The sequence below is a fragment of the Endozoicomonas sp. 2B-B genome, from assembly GCF_053470045.1.
Genome location: NZ_JBLZMU010000001.1, coordinates 3091263 through 3108075 on the forward strand (window position 1 = coordinate 3091263; position 16813 = coordinate 3108075).

General features: G+C 48.4%; 4 protein-coding genes. All 4 read left to right on the forward strand.

The genetic code is table 11. The features are described from left to right. Window positions 1-65: 65 nt before the first annotated feature. The 4 genes from ACOMHB_RS11900 to ACOMHB_RS11915 all read left to right on the forward strand — a co-directional run bounded on the left by ACOMHB_RS11900 (window position 66) and on the right by ACOMHB_RS11915 (window position 16745). Entirely contained in the window at window positions 66-4064 is a 3999-nt protein-coding gene (locus ACOMHB_RS11900; protein WP_448216773.1) for a DUF4116 domain-containing protein, read from the forward strand. A 352-nt stretch (window positions 4065-4416) separates the two neighbouring features. Further along, the gene (locus tag ACOMHB_RS11905; RefSeq protein ID WP_448216774.1) at window positions 4417-7671 is read left to right on the forward strand and encodes a PEP/pyruvate-binding domain-containing protein; all 3255 of its coding nucleotides are present in this window, start codon (window positions 4417-4419) and stop codon (window positions 7669-7671) included. A gap of 132 nt (window positions 7672-7803) precedes the next feature. Next, window positions 7804-11508 carry a DUF4116 domain-containing protein gene (locus ACOMHB_RS11910; RefSeq protein ID WP_448216775.1) on the forward strand — a complete coding sequence of 1235 codons (3705 nt, stop codon included), beginning with the start codon at window positions 7804-7806 and terminating at the stop codon, window positions 11506-11508. Between the two features lie 341 nt (window positions 11509-11849). Further along, window positions 11850-16745 (forward strand): DUF4116 domain-containing protein, encoded by a 4896-nt coding sequence (locus tag ACOMHB_RS11915; protein ID WP_448216776.1) that lies wholly within the window; start codon window positions 11850-11852, stop codon window positions 16743-16745. Window positions 16746-16813 lie beyond the last annotated feature (68 nt).

The following is a 16813-nucleotide window of genomic DNA, read 5'->3' on the forward strand; positions in this document are numbered from 1 at the left end:
AGTCTTAAGTCCGACAGGCTGCTAGATGAATCATGGATGAATATTAACATGGGAGGGATATCTTGATGTTACCTGCTAATTCTCATATGTCAGCGCTTCGGAGTCCAACAACGAATCCAGATGAGATTACCGGGACTGGTAGTTCATCCGGCAGGGTTGGTAGTTTATACGGCAGGGCTGTTAATTACCTCAAAAGTTATTTCAGTTATCCTGATAGCACTTCCATTCCAGACCCGACGTGCCTTGGCAAACGCACCTGCTGTTCATCTGTTTCAGATCAGGCTGATGACTATTCTCCCCCCATCCGGCATCAGCTTGGGGGTAAGGGACTGTTTTTGCAACGCATGAAGGAAGCTGGTCTGCGTGTTCCAGCGTTCAGATGTGTGACAACTCAGCTCGTTCATGCGCTTGAACAACACCCTCTGGATCCTCACTCTTTAACTCGCTATCTTCCCGATATCGCCTGTGAGCCGGGTGTGCACAGCAGCCTGACGCTCATCAGGGAATACCTCAATACTCTGCCACCTTCAGAACCCGTCAAAAGAGCCGGGGTGCTGACGGGGCTGGCGGAATTTATTGCCAGTGATGACTTTTATCAGCAGGTTAAAGAGTCTGAAGCGGCCCAACAAATCACAGACCTGCGTCGTCAGCTGGACAATCTCTCTTTATCACAACCGATTATTGTCCGCAGTTCTGGCGTCAACGAAGATAATTACGGCGATGCCCAGGCAGGCAAATACCTCTCTTTGGTTCAGGAAGAAGACGATGTTTTGCGTACCTGTCTGAAAGTCATGGCTTCAGGCTACCGCCCTGAAGTCTGCCCCGAAGGCATACCACAACCCATGGCTCTGATCATCCAGGAGTGTATTGACTGCCAATACGGCGGTGTCGTCATGAGCTTTCAATCTTTTCAGGATGGAACCATCAGGGTTGAGTTTACTCAGGGTCAGCCCAGAGGTGTGGTTGCGGGGCAGTCCGGTAACACGCCTCACCGTATCGATATTTCTCATGAGGAAGGCCCTGACAGCTATCAATATTTTCCCGGTACGATTTCAAGTCACTTTGTCCTGAACAAAAACAATCATGGTTATTCAGAAACAAGAATTGATAATGTCGGTGCCCAGCCAGACGACGGTGAACAGTTACTTGGTGATCAAACGGTCTCAGATCTCAGAGAGATGGCGATAACGCTGGAAAACCTGTTGTTCTGCCCCGTGGATGCCGAGTTTGCCATCAATCGTAAGTGGCAGCTGTTCCCGGTGCAGGTGCGCCCTGTTACCCGACTCTCTGGTGGCATGGATTTTGCCCTGCCCATACCCGAAGAGACCATTGCCACAGGTGCCGGTGTCAGTGAAGGCTTTTGCACCGGAACGCTCTGGCTGGCCAGACGACAAAAGGCAGACTCTATGCCAGAGGGTGCCATTGTCGTGGCCCCACACGCTGAAGACTGGATGCTTGAGCCTGGGTTCCTGAAGCGGGTTGGTGGTTTTGTCATTGCCAAAGGAGGATTCAATGATCATTTTGCGATCCTTATGAAACAAGAACAAAAAGCGTTGATGCTGGCCGGTGGGCAGCTTGCGGCAGTGGAAGCTCAGGTTGGGCAACAGGCGACGCTGGCCTGTGCCCGCTTTAACGATAAGCCCGGTGCCTTTATTGTTGCCGGTGACCTTACCGGAACATTGGCCAGGCACAAAAGCCTGTCCTCAGCTGTTTCTGATGTGCCGCTAGCCAAAGCCGTCCCCTCACGGAATGATTTGTCCTTTCCTGAAGGTACATTCCTTCAGGTTGCCAGCAGTTTCAAATGGCTCACGGATCAAAATGCCCGCCTGCTGGCATTTTTTGCCCCCGGTGGCGGACTGGATGGTTTGACAAACCCGCTAAAACTCAGCATGTCGCCACAACGATCCAGGATACTGGCAGAGACTAAAGTCAGCGTAAATCGGCTGGTTTATGGGGCCGAAGCCTTGTTGCAGGGTTACTGGGCCTTCTTACAGCTGGCGGGTGAGAAAGGTTCGCCCGAGGTTCAGTTATTGCGGGATGAATTGCAGCAACTGATCAGCCGGTTCGAGACCTTGCAAAAGACTATCCAATCAGGGCTGGAGAGTGTCATTCTGCCCATGCAAGCCGCTGAAGAAGGGTGGCCATTCCCCGGTATCTTTCGTCAATGGCTGGCCGATTGCCATAAGCTACAATCCGATCTTCAGGCGCTCAACCCCAGCGCAGCTGAGCAGGTCCTAAGTGTCCATGAGCTGATTTTTACCCTGCATCAGCGCTTTGTAGAGGCACTGGCACCGGTCACTTTGGCTTCGGGGCAGGGCATGATATCTACAGAAAAGAAAATCACCTATGTCGATTGCACGACTCCGGGCGGCTCAGGTGGAAAGGTGCCGTTATTGAGGCAGTCCGGCAAAGCATTGATTGAACAATCAAGGCACCCGGTAACTGTCGTCAGTCTGGATGATGCCTTGTTGGTTAACCTGGAGCTTGGGCATCATTTAGGCCTTATTGAGGCACTTGAATGCGCAGAAGGAGGGAAAGAAAGAACCTTGCGGCTTAGGTTTACAGACCGGTTTCGGAGCCCTGATGGCTATCAGGAACCCGGCAAGTTGAAGCGTATGTGGTTTCTGGCGCGGTTGCTGAAGGCAATTGAACTGGATAAAGAGGCAGATGGTATGAAGATCAGTGTCAATCCTGCAGTGGGTGAAATGATTGTTGAATGCTCTCGAATGTCATCACGTAAAATCCTGCAGCAGGCTTTTGAAAAACTGATAATGGCATTGTATTCAACCTATAGTCTGGATCTGTACATACGTAATATAGCCCTTTTTGAAGGAGATCAGTGGAGCTTTAATTTGCTTGCACAACGCCTTGATAGCGATGTTGTGACAGAAGCCGATCGATTCGCCTTTCAACAATGCTTAATTCAACATGGCTTATGCTCACTACATTACTCCGTTGCGATCGGTATTTCAGATGCTTGCTACTCGTTCTTAAGCGACCATCAACAGCAGTTTGTTTATCATAGTCGGCGGTTCTTTCTATCGGAGAAGAATTTTTCGGAAGTGTTAATGAGTGATGAGGTGGATGAGGACACCCGCAGGGAGGTACTGCATCATTTTTTATGGCTCAATCCCGATGAGGCGACTCCATTGTTTGAGCTTGTCTATCCTCGTTTGAGAGGCCAATACTATATTATTAAGCCATCATGGGATTACACGCTGATGTTTGATGTGCCACCGGGGCAGCCGCTTCCCGATCACAAAGAAAAGGTCAGGAACGTTGTGGTGAAGGAAGGGCTGACATATGCCAGCCAGCAGGTTCGAAATGATAAAAGCCTTGTATTAGCGACCCTTGCAAGACATCCAGATAACCTGAAATATGCGAGTGAAAAACTCAAGAGTGATAAAGTGGTCGTCATGGCTGCAGTCACTCAAAATGGCTTTTGTCTGAAATATGCCAGCCCGAAACTTCAGGATAATTATGAAATTGTCATGGCTGCAGTCACTATTCATGGCAGTTATCTGGAATTTGCCAGCCCGAGACTTCGGGATAATTATGAAATTGTCATGGCTGCAGTCACTCAAAATGGCTTTTCTCTGAAATATGCCAGCCCGAAACTTCAGGATAATTATGAAATTGTCATGGCTGCAGTCACTATTCATGGCAGTTATCTGGAATTTGCCAGCCCGAGACTTCGGGATAATTATGAAATTGTCATGGTTGCAATCAAACGGGATGGTATACATCTCAAATATGCCAGCCCGAGACTTCGGGATAATGAAGAGATAGTCAGGGCTGCAGTCGCAGTTTATTCAGGACCTGTGTCTTATGCCAGTGAAAGAATCCGAAGCGATAAAAACATTATTAAAAACCTGATAGCCGTTAATATTGAAATTCTACGAAATGTCAGGAAAACATTATTGAATGATCGGGAGTGTATGCTGGACTTAATTGAACAGGACTCTTTTGCTTTTTTGTATGCGTCTGATGAGCTTAAACAATATAAGGCTTTTATTGAGGCAGCAAAAAAAAGAAACCCCGAAGTGATTCGACACCTCAAGTAATCTCCGAACAAGGTTTCATTTATTCTGACAACGCTAAGTACTCAACCATACGAAATCATATTTTCTGACTCATTGTTCAGGCACTCTGACTGCGTTGCAACTCTGGTCACATAGCTTGCTATGTTCCCGTCGTTGCGCCTTGCAGAGCACCTGCCCAATAAGCCAGAAATATTCGATTCCGTATGGCTGAGTACTTAAACAGTGCCAACTGTGTTGACAGCTCATTGTTGTTCCCCCTATTGCGTGGTTCAGCCTGAGGGGTGAACTTTATAAAAAAACTATTGTCAAAGGTTTATTGACCTCCCAGTCATTGAGTCACATGGATGAATATTAACATGAGAGGGATATTTTGATGTTACCCGCTTGTTATCAAAGGGCAGATTCTCCGACTCCGGCAACGAATTCAAATCAGATTCCCGGGGCTGAGGGTCTATCCGACGGGGCCGAGAGTCCACACAAAAGCTATTTCAGTGATCCTGATCTCACTGGCGTTCCCGTCCAGACATCGTTAGCCGATCGTCTTTGCCGTTCACCTGTTTCAGATCAGGCTGATGACTATTCTCCCCCCAGCCGCCATCAGCTGGGGGGTAAGGGAATGTTTTTGCAGCGCATGAAGGAAGCCGACCTGCCTGTTCCACCCTTTGAATGTGTGACAATCCAGGTCATGAATGCACTTGAACATGAGCCTCTGGATCGCCGCTGCCTGGCCCCCTATCTCCCCTGGATTCCTGATCAACCGGAGGCAGAGACCAGCCTGTCGCAGATCAGGAAATACGTCGCTACTTTGCCACCTTCTGAGCAAGCCAAAAGGAAAGACTGGCTGGCGGGTCTGGCAACATTTATTGCCAGTGATGACTATTACGAACAGCTTAAAGATTCTGAAGCAGCCCGGGAAATCAGAGACCTGCGCTGTCAGCTGGAAAAACTCTGCCCATCACAGCCGGTTATTGTTCGCAGTTCTGGCGTTAATGAAGACAACTACGGCAATGCCCAGGCGGGCAAATACCTCTCGAAACTTCAGGGAGAAGAGGATGTATTGCGAACCTGCCTTGAGGTCATGGCTTCAGCTTACCGGCCTGAAGTCTGCTCCGAAGGCGTACCCCAACCTATGGCACTGATCATCCAACAGTGCATTGATTGTCGATATGGCGGGGTTGCCATGAGTTACCAATCCTTTCAGGAGAATACCGTCAGGCTTGAGTACACATATGGTCAGCCCAAAGGTGTCGTGTCAGGGCAGTCCGGTAACAGGCCCCACCGTATTGATATTTATCGTGAGGATCGCGTAGAAGAAGTTAACAGTTTCCGATACTTTCCAGGGAGGATCTCCAGTTACTTTATCCTGAAAAAAAATGATAACGGTTATTCGGAAACTGAGGTTTTTGATGCCGATGCCCAATCCGACGACGCCAGACATGCACTCACTGATGACATGGTTTCAAAACTCAGTGACTATGTAACAAGACTGGAAAACCTGCTGTGCTGCCCGGTGGATGTGGAGTTTGCCATCGATCGTCTGGGTCGTCCGATCCTGTTACAGGTGCGCCCTGTTACCCGACTCTCTGGCGGCATGGATTTTAACATGCCCATACCCGAACAGACCCTGGCCATTGGCGAAAGCGTCAGCGAAGGCTACTGTACCGGACCCATCTGGCTGGCCAAAAAACGACACGCAGGCTCTATGCCAGAGAGAGCCATTGTCGTGGCCCACCACGCTGAAGACTGGATGCTTGAGCCCGGGTTCCTGGATCGGGCAGGGGGTTTTGTCCTTCTCGAAGGAGGATTCAATGACCATGTAGCCATTCTCATGAAACAGAAACGAAAAACTTTGATGCTGGTTGCTGGTCAGTTTGCGGCAATGGATACTCTTGTTGGCCAACAGGCGACGCTGGCCTGTGCCCGTTTCAGGGGTAAGCCCGGCGCCTTTATTGTCGCCGGTGACTGTACCGAAAAACTGGCGTGTCACAGCAGTCTGTCCTCTGATTTTGCGGATATGCCCTTAGCAAAAACTCTCCCGTCACGGGATGATTTGTCCCCCCCTCCAGGCACATTCTCCAGGGTCACCAGTGCCTTTCAATGGCTCACCGACCAAAACGCCCGGCTCCTGTCATTCTTTAACTCCGGCAGCGAACTGGATTGTCTGGCAAACCCGATAAAACTGAGCATGTCGGCACAACGTTCAGAGCTACTGGCAGAGACCAGAGACAGGGTTAACAGGCTGATTTATGGAGCTGAAGCCCTGTTGAAGGGCTACCAGGCATTCTTGCGGCTGGCCGGGAAAAAAGATTCACCCCATGTCAAGTTATTGCAGGATGAATTTCCACTCCTGAGGGAACGGTTTGTGGAGCTGAAAGAGACCGTGGAATCAAAGTTAGACAGTGTCATTCTGCCAATGCAAGTCGCTAAAGAAAGACTGGTTTCCCCGTTAGTGTTTCGGCAGTGGGTGTTTGCTTGCCACCAGCTGCAATCTTGTCTGCAAGCACTCAACCCCAGAGAAGCTGAGCAGGTTCGAAGTGTCCATGAGCTGATTTTTGCTCTGCATAAGCGCTTCGTAGAGGCGCTGGCACCGGTCACACTGACCTCGGGTCAGGGCAAGATATCTATGGATAAGAACGTCACTTATGTTGAGTGCTCGACCCCGGGTGAAACAGTCCCGCTGATCAGTGCATCCTGCAGAACATCCCTCAAGAGATTAGTGCGTCATGCGACGGTCGTCACTATGGAGGGAGCATTTATTGTTAACATGAAGTTTGGCGAACACTGGGGGTTGATTGAGCTGCTTGAAAAGGCAGAGGGGGGGAAAGGACGAACCTTGCGGCTGAAATTTTCTGACGCATTTCATCCATCGGATGGTAGTGAAGAACCCGGTAAGTTGAAACGTATGTGGTTTCTGGTGCAGTTACTGAAAGCCATCGAACTGGACAAAAATGCTGATAGCATGAAGCTAAGCTGCAACGCCGTTGCAGGGCAGATTATTGTCGAATGCCCCCGAATGACATCACCTGAAACCATGCAGGAGGCCTTTGGAAAACTGATAACAGCTTTACGTGCTGTTCAGAATCTGGATCTTTTTTTAGAGGATAAAAGCATTTTTGAAGAGGTTGAGTGGAACTTTAACCTGCTTGCACAACGCCTTGATAGTGATGTTGTGACAGAAACAGATAGATTCGCCTTTCAACATTGTCTTTTCTTAATGGTTCTTAGTCAGCAATATGACATTCTTCCCAGTTGCTACCGGTTATTAAACCACCAGCAGATGCAATTTATTGATCATTCCCGGCGGTTAGTTAATTTGGAGAATGCTTATGAAAAAGTGCTGATGAGTGATGATATCGGTGAGGCCACTCGCAGGGAACTTTTGCATCATTCTTTATTAGTAGATCCCGGATGGGTGACTCCGTTGGTTGAGGATGTGTATCCCCATTTGAAGGGTAAAAGTTTTATTATCGAACCATCAGAAGATTACCAGTTGAATTTTGTCGTTTCAACTGATCAGCTGTTCAGTGAGCATAAAGAGAAAGTCGAGAAAGCCTTTCAGAGGAATGGGCTTCTATATGCCAGTCAACGGCTGCGAAATGAATACTTTGCTTTTAGGTACGATCAATAATTTTGTGAATCAGCTCTGATCTATTCTGACAACCTTGACCTTAACGGCTTATTGCCATTTTTACTGGTGCCTGTTTCAGACTGAAGGTTGAACTTTATTGATGTGCCGGTTATTTATGAAAGGGATATCTTAATGTTAAATGTCAATTCTGATAAATCGAATGATGGACTCCTGACAGCTTATTCAAGTCAGAATAACCGGGCTGGCAGTCCATCCAGAGGAACTGATAGTTCACCCAAAAAGCATCTCGATGATTCTGATTCCAGTGGCGTTTCCATCAGCAATACGCCTTTAGCCAAACGTCACTGTTGTTTATCTGTTTCAGATCAGACTCCCCTCAACCGCGAAGAACTGGGGGGTAAGGGAATGTTTTTGTGGCGCATGAAAAAAGCCGGTTTGTCTGTTCCGCCATTTGAATGTGTGCCAGCCCGGGTCATGAACGCGCTTGAGCAACACTCTCTGGATAGCAGACTTTTAGCCCGCTATCTCCCAATGATTGCATGTGAACTTGAGGCAGAGAAAGAGATCAGCCTGACGAACATCAGGGCATGCCTCAATGCCTTGCCACCTTCACAGCAGACCAAAAGGAATAACTGGCTGGCGGGTCTGGCAGAATTTATTGCCAGCGAAGACTATTACCAACAGGTTAAAGATTCTGAAGCGGCCGGAAAAATCAGGGGGCTGCACAGTCAGGTGGGCGGACTCTCTGCATCACAACCCGTGATTGTTCGCAGTTCCGGCATCAATGAAGATAATTACGGCGACGCTCAGGCGGGCAAATACCTCTCTTTAGTTCAGGGAGAAGAGGATATTTTGCGAACCTGTCTTAAGGTCATGGCTTCAGCTTACCGGCCTGAAGTCTGCTCCGAAGGTATACCGCAACCTATGGCCCTGATCATCCAACAGTGCATTGACTGTCGCCACGGCGGTGTCGCCATGAGCTTTCAATCTTTTCAGAATAATACCCTCAGGGCAGAGTTTACATCGGGTCAACCCAGAGGCGTGGTGGCAGGGCAGACCGGTAACACGCCCCACCGCATCGACATTTATCGCAAGGATCGCAAAGAAGATGCTGTCAGCTATCAATACTTTCCCGGGACAATCTCAAGTCACTTTGTCTTGCACAAGAACAATAACGGCTATTCGGAAACAATAACTGATAATGTTGATGCTCAATCATGCGACGGTGGACTGCAACTCACGGATGCAACGGTTTCAGAACTCATGGAGGCGGTGATACAGCTGGAAAACCTGTTGCTTTGTCCTGTGGATGTGGAGTTTGCCGTTGATCATCAGGGGCGCCTGTTCATGCTGCAGGTACGCCCTGTTACCCGGCTCGCTGGCGACATGGTTTTTGCCATGCCCATACCCGAAGAGACCCTGGCCATTGGCGACAGCATCAGTGAAGGCTATTGCACCGGTCCCCTCTGGCGGGCTGAAAAAAGAGCAAAAGACGCTATGCCACAAGGCGCCATTGTCGTCGCCGACCACGCTGAAGACTGGATGCTTGAGCCTGACTTCCTGAAGCAAGTGAGGGGCTTTGTCTTTGCCAAAGCAGGATTCAATGATCATGTAGCGATCCTCATGAAACAGCAAAGAATAACCTTAATGCGGGCCAATGATCAGTGTCCGGTATTTGCCACTGACAATGGCCAACAGACGACACTGGCCTGCGGCCGCTTTAAAGGCAAGCCCGGAGCCTTTATTGTTGCCGGTGACATGACAGAAAAACTGGTCAGCCACAGAAGCCTGTCCAGCGTTTTTTCTGATCTGCCTTCCGCGAATGCGATTCCGTCCTGGGAGGATTTATCAATTCCTGAGGGCAAGTTCTGTCATGTCGCCAGCGGCTTCAAATGGCTAACGGATCAAAATGCCAGGCTTTTGGCATTTTTTGCCTCCGGTGGTGGACTGGATTGCCTGGCAAACCCGGTAAAACTGAGCATGTCGCCAGATCGCTTAAAACTATTGGCAGAGACCAGAGACAGCGTGAAGCGGCTGATTCATGGATCTGAAGCACTGTTAGCTGGATACAAAGCATTTCTGGGTCTGGCTCTGGAAAGTCGACCATACCTGACCACGTCATTGCGGGATGAATTACAGCAACTGGAGAAACGCTTCAAGACGCTGCAACAGACCATAGGATCAGTGTTAGATAGTATTATCCTGCCAATCCAGGCCGCTGAAGAAGGGGATGTATCCCCGGGCATCCTGAGTCAGTGGGTGGCAGATTGCCATCAGCTGCAATCTTGTCTTCAGGCACTGGACCCTGAGCAGGCTGAACAGGTACGGAGTGTCCATGAGCTGATTTTTGCCTTGCATCGACGTTTTGTAGAGGCACTGGCCCCCGTCACTCTGGCTTCTGTTCAGGGCAAGGTATCTACAAATAAGCACATCACCTATTTTGATTTTACCACTCCGGGTGGAGAGTTACCGCTATTGGGACTGTCAGGCAAAGCATCCTTGGACGGGTTGAGGCTTCCAGGGACTGTCATCAGTACGGATGAAGCCTTGATTGTTAACCTCAAGTTAGGATCTCACGTGGGCCTTATCGAGCTGCTTGAGAATGCAGAGGGAGGTAAAGGACGAACTCTGCGACTGAAATTTTCTGACCAATTCAATATATCTGATGGTGTTGAAAAAACCGGCAAGTTTAATCGTATGTGGTTTCTGGTGCAGTTACTGAAAGCGATCGGGCTGAACAAAGATGCCGATAGCATGAATCTGAATGGCAATGCTGTAGCAGGTGAAATCACTGTTGAATGCACGGGAATAGCATCACGTGAAACCATGCAGCATGCCTTTGAAAAACTGATCATTGTGTTAGATTCAATGGCTGAACTGGATCGACGGTTTCATAAAAAGGTTATTTTTGAAGGAGGCCAGTGGGACTTTAGCTTGCTTGTAGAACGGCTTAATCGAGATGTTGCGACAGAAGCCGATAGATTCGCCTTTCAACATTGCCTTTTCTTACAGTTTCACCAGCGAGGTTGGAGCATCACTCCCGCTTGCCAGGAGTTATTGAGCGATCAGTGTCAACGTTTTGCTGAGCATGCACAGCGGTTAGGTGAGTGCGCGCGGGCAATTTTTTGGCGACGAAAATCGGAGGACAGCCTGCAGGAAATGTTAATGAGTGATGAGATCGCTGAGGACACTCGCTGGGAACTCCTGCATCATTTTTTATTGGTAAACTTCAGTTACGCCACTCGATTGGTTGAACGTCTGTATGGCCTGGAAAATCAATACTTTGTGATCAATCCATCTTGCAGTTACAGATTGGAGTTTTATGCTCCACCGGGGCAGCCGTCCGGGGATCATAAAGAAAAGGTCAGGAATGCCCTGCTCATGCATGGGTTGATGTATGCCAGCCAACGGGTTTTGAATGATAAAGAACTTGTACTAGCCGCCATTACAAAACATCCCGAACAACTGCAATACGTGAATGAAGAACTGAGGGATGATAGTGATGTCGTCATGGCATCAGTCACTCGAGATGGCAGTCAGCTGCAACATGCCAGTCCAGAACTTAAGAATAATGTCGGGGTGGTAATGGCGGCTGTCGAACAATATCCAGATGCTCTGAGGTATGCCAGTGAAAAAATGCGAAGCAATCAAAATATTATTAAAATCGCAATGGCCAATGATATTCAATACTCAGAATATGCCAGTGAAAGTGTATTGAGTGATCGCGATTTTATGCTGGACTTAATTGCAAAAAATCATCGAGCTTTCAAATATGTTGCTTCAGAGCTTGAAAAGGATAAGGATTTTATTGAGGCAGCAAGACACAGAAACCCCAAAGTTATTAAATACATCAGGAAACTTTCGGATAAGGTCTGATTGGCTCTGAAAACGTTGACCGGTTCAAATCGTCTGGCCAGGTACTTATACCAATCGAACTTTCTAACTCCCTATTGCGCTGAAGATTTGAGCCCTAATCCTGCGTTGGCGATCGTCGCCATAGCTAAGGCTATGACTCCTCACGCCGCCTTGTCTTAAGGCTCAAATCTCCATGCTCATCACGGGAGTTAGAGAGTACGATTGGTATTATTGCCGTTTTCCTGTTGTGCTCTTCAGCCTGAGTGGTGAACTTCATAAAAATATCATTGTCAAAAGTACCAAACGTTTTATGCCATAGCGATAAAGTCATGGATGAATAAGAACCTGAGAGGGATATTTTGATGTTACCTCCTGCTAGAGACATACCAGGTCCCAGTGGCCTGACAACTGTTCCTGATCAGGATAATGAGGCTAAGCATTCACACAAAAGGCATTTCAGTGATCTTCATCCCGGTGACGTTCCGGACCGGACGCCGCTAGCCAAGCGCACCTGCCGTTCAGCTGTCTCAGATCAGCCTGCTGATCGTTCATCCGCCAAACGGGAAGAATTTGGGGGCAAGGGAATGTTTTTGCAGCGCATGATGAGCGCCGGTCTGTCTGTTCCACCGTTCCGATGTGTGACAGTCCGGGTCATGAATGCGCTTGCACAATACCCTCTGGACAAACACCCTCTGGATAGCCATCTTTCAGGCCGCTATCTCCCCGGGATTGACCGTGAACCGGATGCCGAGACCAGCCTGAAGAGCATCCGGGAATACCTCAGTGCCATGCCGCCCTCAGAGCAAACCAAAAGGAATGACTGGCTGACGGGTCTGGCAGAATTTGTAGCCAGTGATGATTATTACCAGCAGGTTAAAGATTCTGAAGCAGCTCAAAAAATCAGGGATCTGCGCACCGAGCTGGACAGACTCACCAGATCGCAGCCCGTTATTGTCCGCAGTTCTGGCATCAATGAAGATAATTACGGCGATGCCCAGGCGGGCAAATACCTCTCTTTAGTTCAGGGAGAAGAGGATATTTTGCGAACCTGCCTTAAGGTCATGGCTTCAGCTTACCAACCTGAAGTTTGCGCCGAAGCTATACCACAACCCATGGCGCTGATCATCCAACAGTGCATTGACTGCGAATATGGTGGTGTCGCCATGAGCTTTCAATCTTATCTGGATAATACCGTCAGGCTTGAGTATACACAGGGTCAGCCCAGAGGCGTGGTGGCAGGGCAGTCCGGTAACAGGCCTCACCGCATTGATATTTATCGCGGGGGTGTTAAAGAAGAAACTGACAGCTACCAATACTTTCCCGGGACCATCTCCAGTCACTTTATCCTGCACAGGAACAAGGATGATAACGGCTATTCGGAAACAAGAATTGATGATGCCAATCCGCAATCAAAGGTCACTGGGCATTCACTCACTGATGACAGTATTTCAAAACTCAGGGAGGCGGTAACAGAGCTGGAAAACCTGTTGCTCTGCCCCGTGGATGTGGAGTTTGCTATCGATCATCAGGGACAGCTATTCCTGTTGCAGGTACGCCCTGTTACCCGACTCTCCGGCGACATGGTTTTTGCCATGCCCATACCCGAAGAGACCCTGGCCACTGGCGAGAGCGTCAGCGAAGGTTATTGCACCGGCCCCATCTGGCTGGCCAAAAAACCAGAGGCAGACTCTATGCCATACGGAGCTATTGTCGTGGCCCCGCACGCTGAAGACTGGATGCTTGAGCCTGAGTTCCTGAAGCGAACAGGGGGTTTTGTCTTTGCTGAAGGAGGATTCAATGACCATGTAGCCATCCTCATGAAACAGAAAAAAATAGCTTTAATGCTTGCCGGTAAAAAGTATACGTCAGTAGTGAATCATAATGGGCAGCAGGCGACACTGGCCTGTGCTTGCTTTGACGGTGAGCCCGGTGCTTTCGTCGTGAGCGGTGACATGACCGGTAAACTGGCCAGTTACAGAAGCCTGCCTTCTGCTGCTTCTGATATGCCGGTAGCAAAAAACCTCCCCTCACGGGATGATTTGTCCCCCCCCGAAGGCACATTCTGTGAGGTGGCCAGCGGTTTTAAATGGCTAACGGATCAAAATGCCCGGCTGTTGGCATTTTTTGCCACCGGCGGCGGACTGGATTGTCTGGCAAACCCAATCAAACTGAGTATTTCGCCACAGCGATCAGAGCTATTGTCAGAGACCAGAGACAGCATAAATCGGCTGATTTTTGGTGCGCAAGCCTTGCTGGAGGGATACCGGGCAATCCTGTGGCTGGCGGATGAAGGTGATTCATCTCAGCTCAAGTCAATGTGGGAAGAATCACAGCAATTGATCGATCGGTTCGGGACGCTGAAACAGATTATCCGGTCAAGGCTAGAGGATGTCATCCTGCCCCTGCAATCCGTTGCAAAAGGCCTGGTACCTGCTGGAACTTTTCGCCAGTGGCTGGCCGCCTGCCATCAGCTACAATCCTGTCTTCAAGAACTCAACCCCGGGGAGGCTGATCAGGTCCGAAGTGTCCATGAACTGATTTTTACCCTGCATCAGCGCTTTGTAGAGGCAATGGCACCGGTCGTTCTGGCTTCGGGTCAGGGCAGGATATCCAGGAAAAAGGACATCACTTATGTTGATTGCAGGACTCCGGGTGGCGCGGATGAAATGGGACCACTATTGAGTTACCCCTGCAAAGCATCCCTCAAAAAGTCAAAGCGTTCAGCGACGGTTATCAGTATGGATGATGCTTTGATTGTTAACCTTGAGTTAGGACATCATATGGGCATTATCGAAATGCTTGAACATGCAGAGGGGGGGAAAGGACGTACCTTGAGACTGAAATTTTCTGACCAGTTTGTCAGGGCTGATGGCCGTGACGCCCCCGGCAAATTGAAACGTATGTGGTTTCTGGCGCACTTGCTGAAAGTGATCGAGCTGAATAAACACGCTGGTAGTATGAAGCTGGGTTGCAATGCCATAGCAGGTGAAATGATTGTTGAATGTCCGCGAATGGAATCACGTGAAATCATGCAGGATGCCTTTGTAAAGTTGATAACGGCTTTACGTGTCATCAAGAATCTGGATATGGACCTAAAGTCAACAGCCATTTTTGAAGGAGATCAGTGGAGCTTTAACTTGTTAGTACAACGCCTTGGAAGCGATGTTGCGGCTGAAGCCAACAGATTCGCTTTTCAACACTGCCTGTTCTTAATGGTTTATGGGAGTCGAGATTGCATTATTCAGGACTGCTTCCGGTTATTAAAACGGTTATTGAGGAAACACCAAAAACAGTTTATTCAGCATAGTCGACGCTTAGCTCAATCAAAGGACAATCTTCGGGAAGTGTTAATGAGTGACAGGATCGCTGAGGACAACCGCAGGGAACTCTTACAGCATCTTTTATTGTTAGAGCCCAATAAAGCTACTCCATTGTTTGAGGAAGTGTATAGCCTGAGAGATCAATACTTTGTTATCGATCCATCCCTCAGTTACAGCCAGAATTTTGAGGTTCCAGCGGTTCAGTCGCTTGGGGATCAAACGGAAAAGATTAAAAATGTCTTGCGCAGGCGAGGACTGAAATATGCCAGCCAACGGGTTCGAAATGATAAAGATCTGGTATTGGCGGCCATTGCCGTACATCCATATAATCTGGAATATGTGAGTGAAGCACTGAAGAGTGACAGAGAAGTCGTCCTGTCCTGTATTCAGGCACTCTATCCCATGAAGACCGGAGAGGTCCTGAGTGTCAATGGCCTGATGCTTGCGTTGTACGAGTGCCTGGTAAAGTCCCGGGCACCAGATACTCCGGTCTCGGCTCAGGGCATGCTGGCCATGGACGAGGGCGTGATCTATGTTGACTGTACGACAGCGGATGGCTCGGGTGAAAAAGCACCGGTATTGAGTTCGTCCTGCAGGGCAGGTCTGAGAGAGTTAAGGCTTCTTAAAGGGACTGCCATCCGTATGGATAATACCCTGACTGTTAATTTGGATTTAGATAATACTGCGAGCGTTATTGAGCTTCTTGAAAACGCAGAGGGCGGAAAAGGGCGAACCTTGCGGCTGACATTTTCTGAGGAATTTTATGCCACTGATGGCAGTGATGCACCCGGCAAGTTGAAACGTATGTGGTTTCTGGCGCAGTTACTGAAAGCGATCGAACTGGATAAATATGCTGATAGCATGAAGCTGAGTTGCAACGCTGCAGCGGGAGAAATGATCGTCGAATGCTCCCGATTGACATCACCTGAAATCATGCAGGATGCCTTTTTAAAGCTGATAACGGCGTTAGATGTCATTTATGATCTGGATGAGTTTTTAGAGCTAAGAAGCATTTTTGAAGAAGATCTGTGGAGCTTTAACTTGCTTGCACAACGCCTTGATAGCGATTTTTCGGCAGAAGCCAATAGATTCGTTTTTCAACATTGCCTTTTCTTAATGGTTGATAGTCACAGAAATGGCATTAATCCCGGTTGCTACCAGTTATTAAACAGTCATCAACAAGACTTTATTGGTCATAGTCGACGGCTCATTAATTCGAAGGACAATCTTCGGGAAGTATTGATGAGTGATAAAAACGCTGAGGACATCGGCAAGGAGCTGCTGCATCATTTTTTATTGTTACATCCCGGTAAGGCTATGGGATGGGTTGATCTTGTGTATCCTGATTTGAAAGATCAATACTACGTGATCAAGCCGTCCTATCTTTACAGCCTGGAGTTTTATTTTCCACCGGCGCAGTCGCTTGGGGATCACGAAGAAAAGATCAGGAGTGTCTTGCTCAGGGGAGGATTGAAATATGCCAGCCAACGGATTCGAAATGATAAAGACCTTGCATTAGCAGCCATTTCATCAAACCCCTATAATCTGATACATTTGAGTGAAGAACTGAAGAGTGATAACGAGGTCGTTCTGGCTGCAGTCACCCAAGAAGGCTATCAACTGCGATACGCCAGCCCGAAACCACAGGATAATGAAGAAGTTGTAATGGCCGCTATCAAAAATTATCCGGCAGCCCTCAGATATGCCAGTGAAAGAATCCGAAGCGATAAAAACATAATTAAAACCTTAGTGGCTATCAATTTTAATATCTTGAGATATGCCAATAAAACGCTATTGAAGGATCGTGACTATATGCTGGACTTGATTGAACAGAATTCTGATGTTTTCAATTTTGTTGCTTTCGAATTTGAAGATGGTGAGGATTTTATTGAGGCAGCAATACAAAGAAACCCCGAAGTTCGTGAATACGTCGAGTAATCTGCGAATAAGGTCTGATCAATTCTGACATCGTTGACCGGCACAAGCCGTTTTGCCAGCTTATTGGC

Coding starts and splice junctions, on each gene's coding strand:
- ACOMHB_RS11900 (WP_448216773.1), top strand. CDS start 66: ATGTTACCTGCTAATTCTCATATGTCAGCGCTTCGGAGTCCAACAACG.
- ACOMHB_RS11905 (WP_448216774.1), top strand. CDS start 4,417: ATGTTACCCGCTTGTTATCAAAGGGCAGATTCTCCGACTCCGGCAACG.
- ACOMHB_RS11910 (WP_448216775.1), top strand. CDS start 7,804: ATGTTAAATGTCAATTCTGATAAATCGAATGATGGACTCCTGACAGCT.
- ACOMHB_RS11915 (WP_448216776.1), top strand. CDS start 11,850: ATGTTACCTCCTGCTAGAGACATACCAGGTCCCAGTGGCCTGACAACT.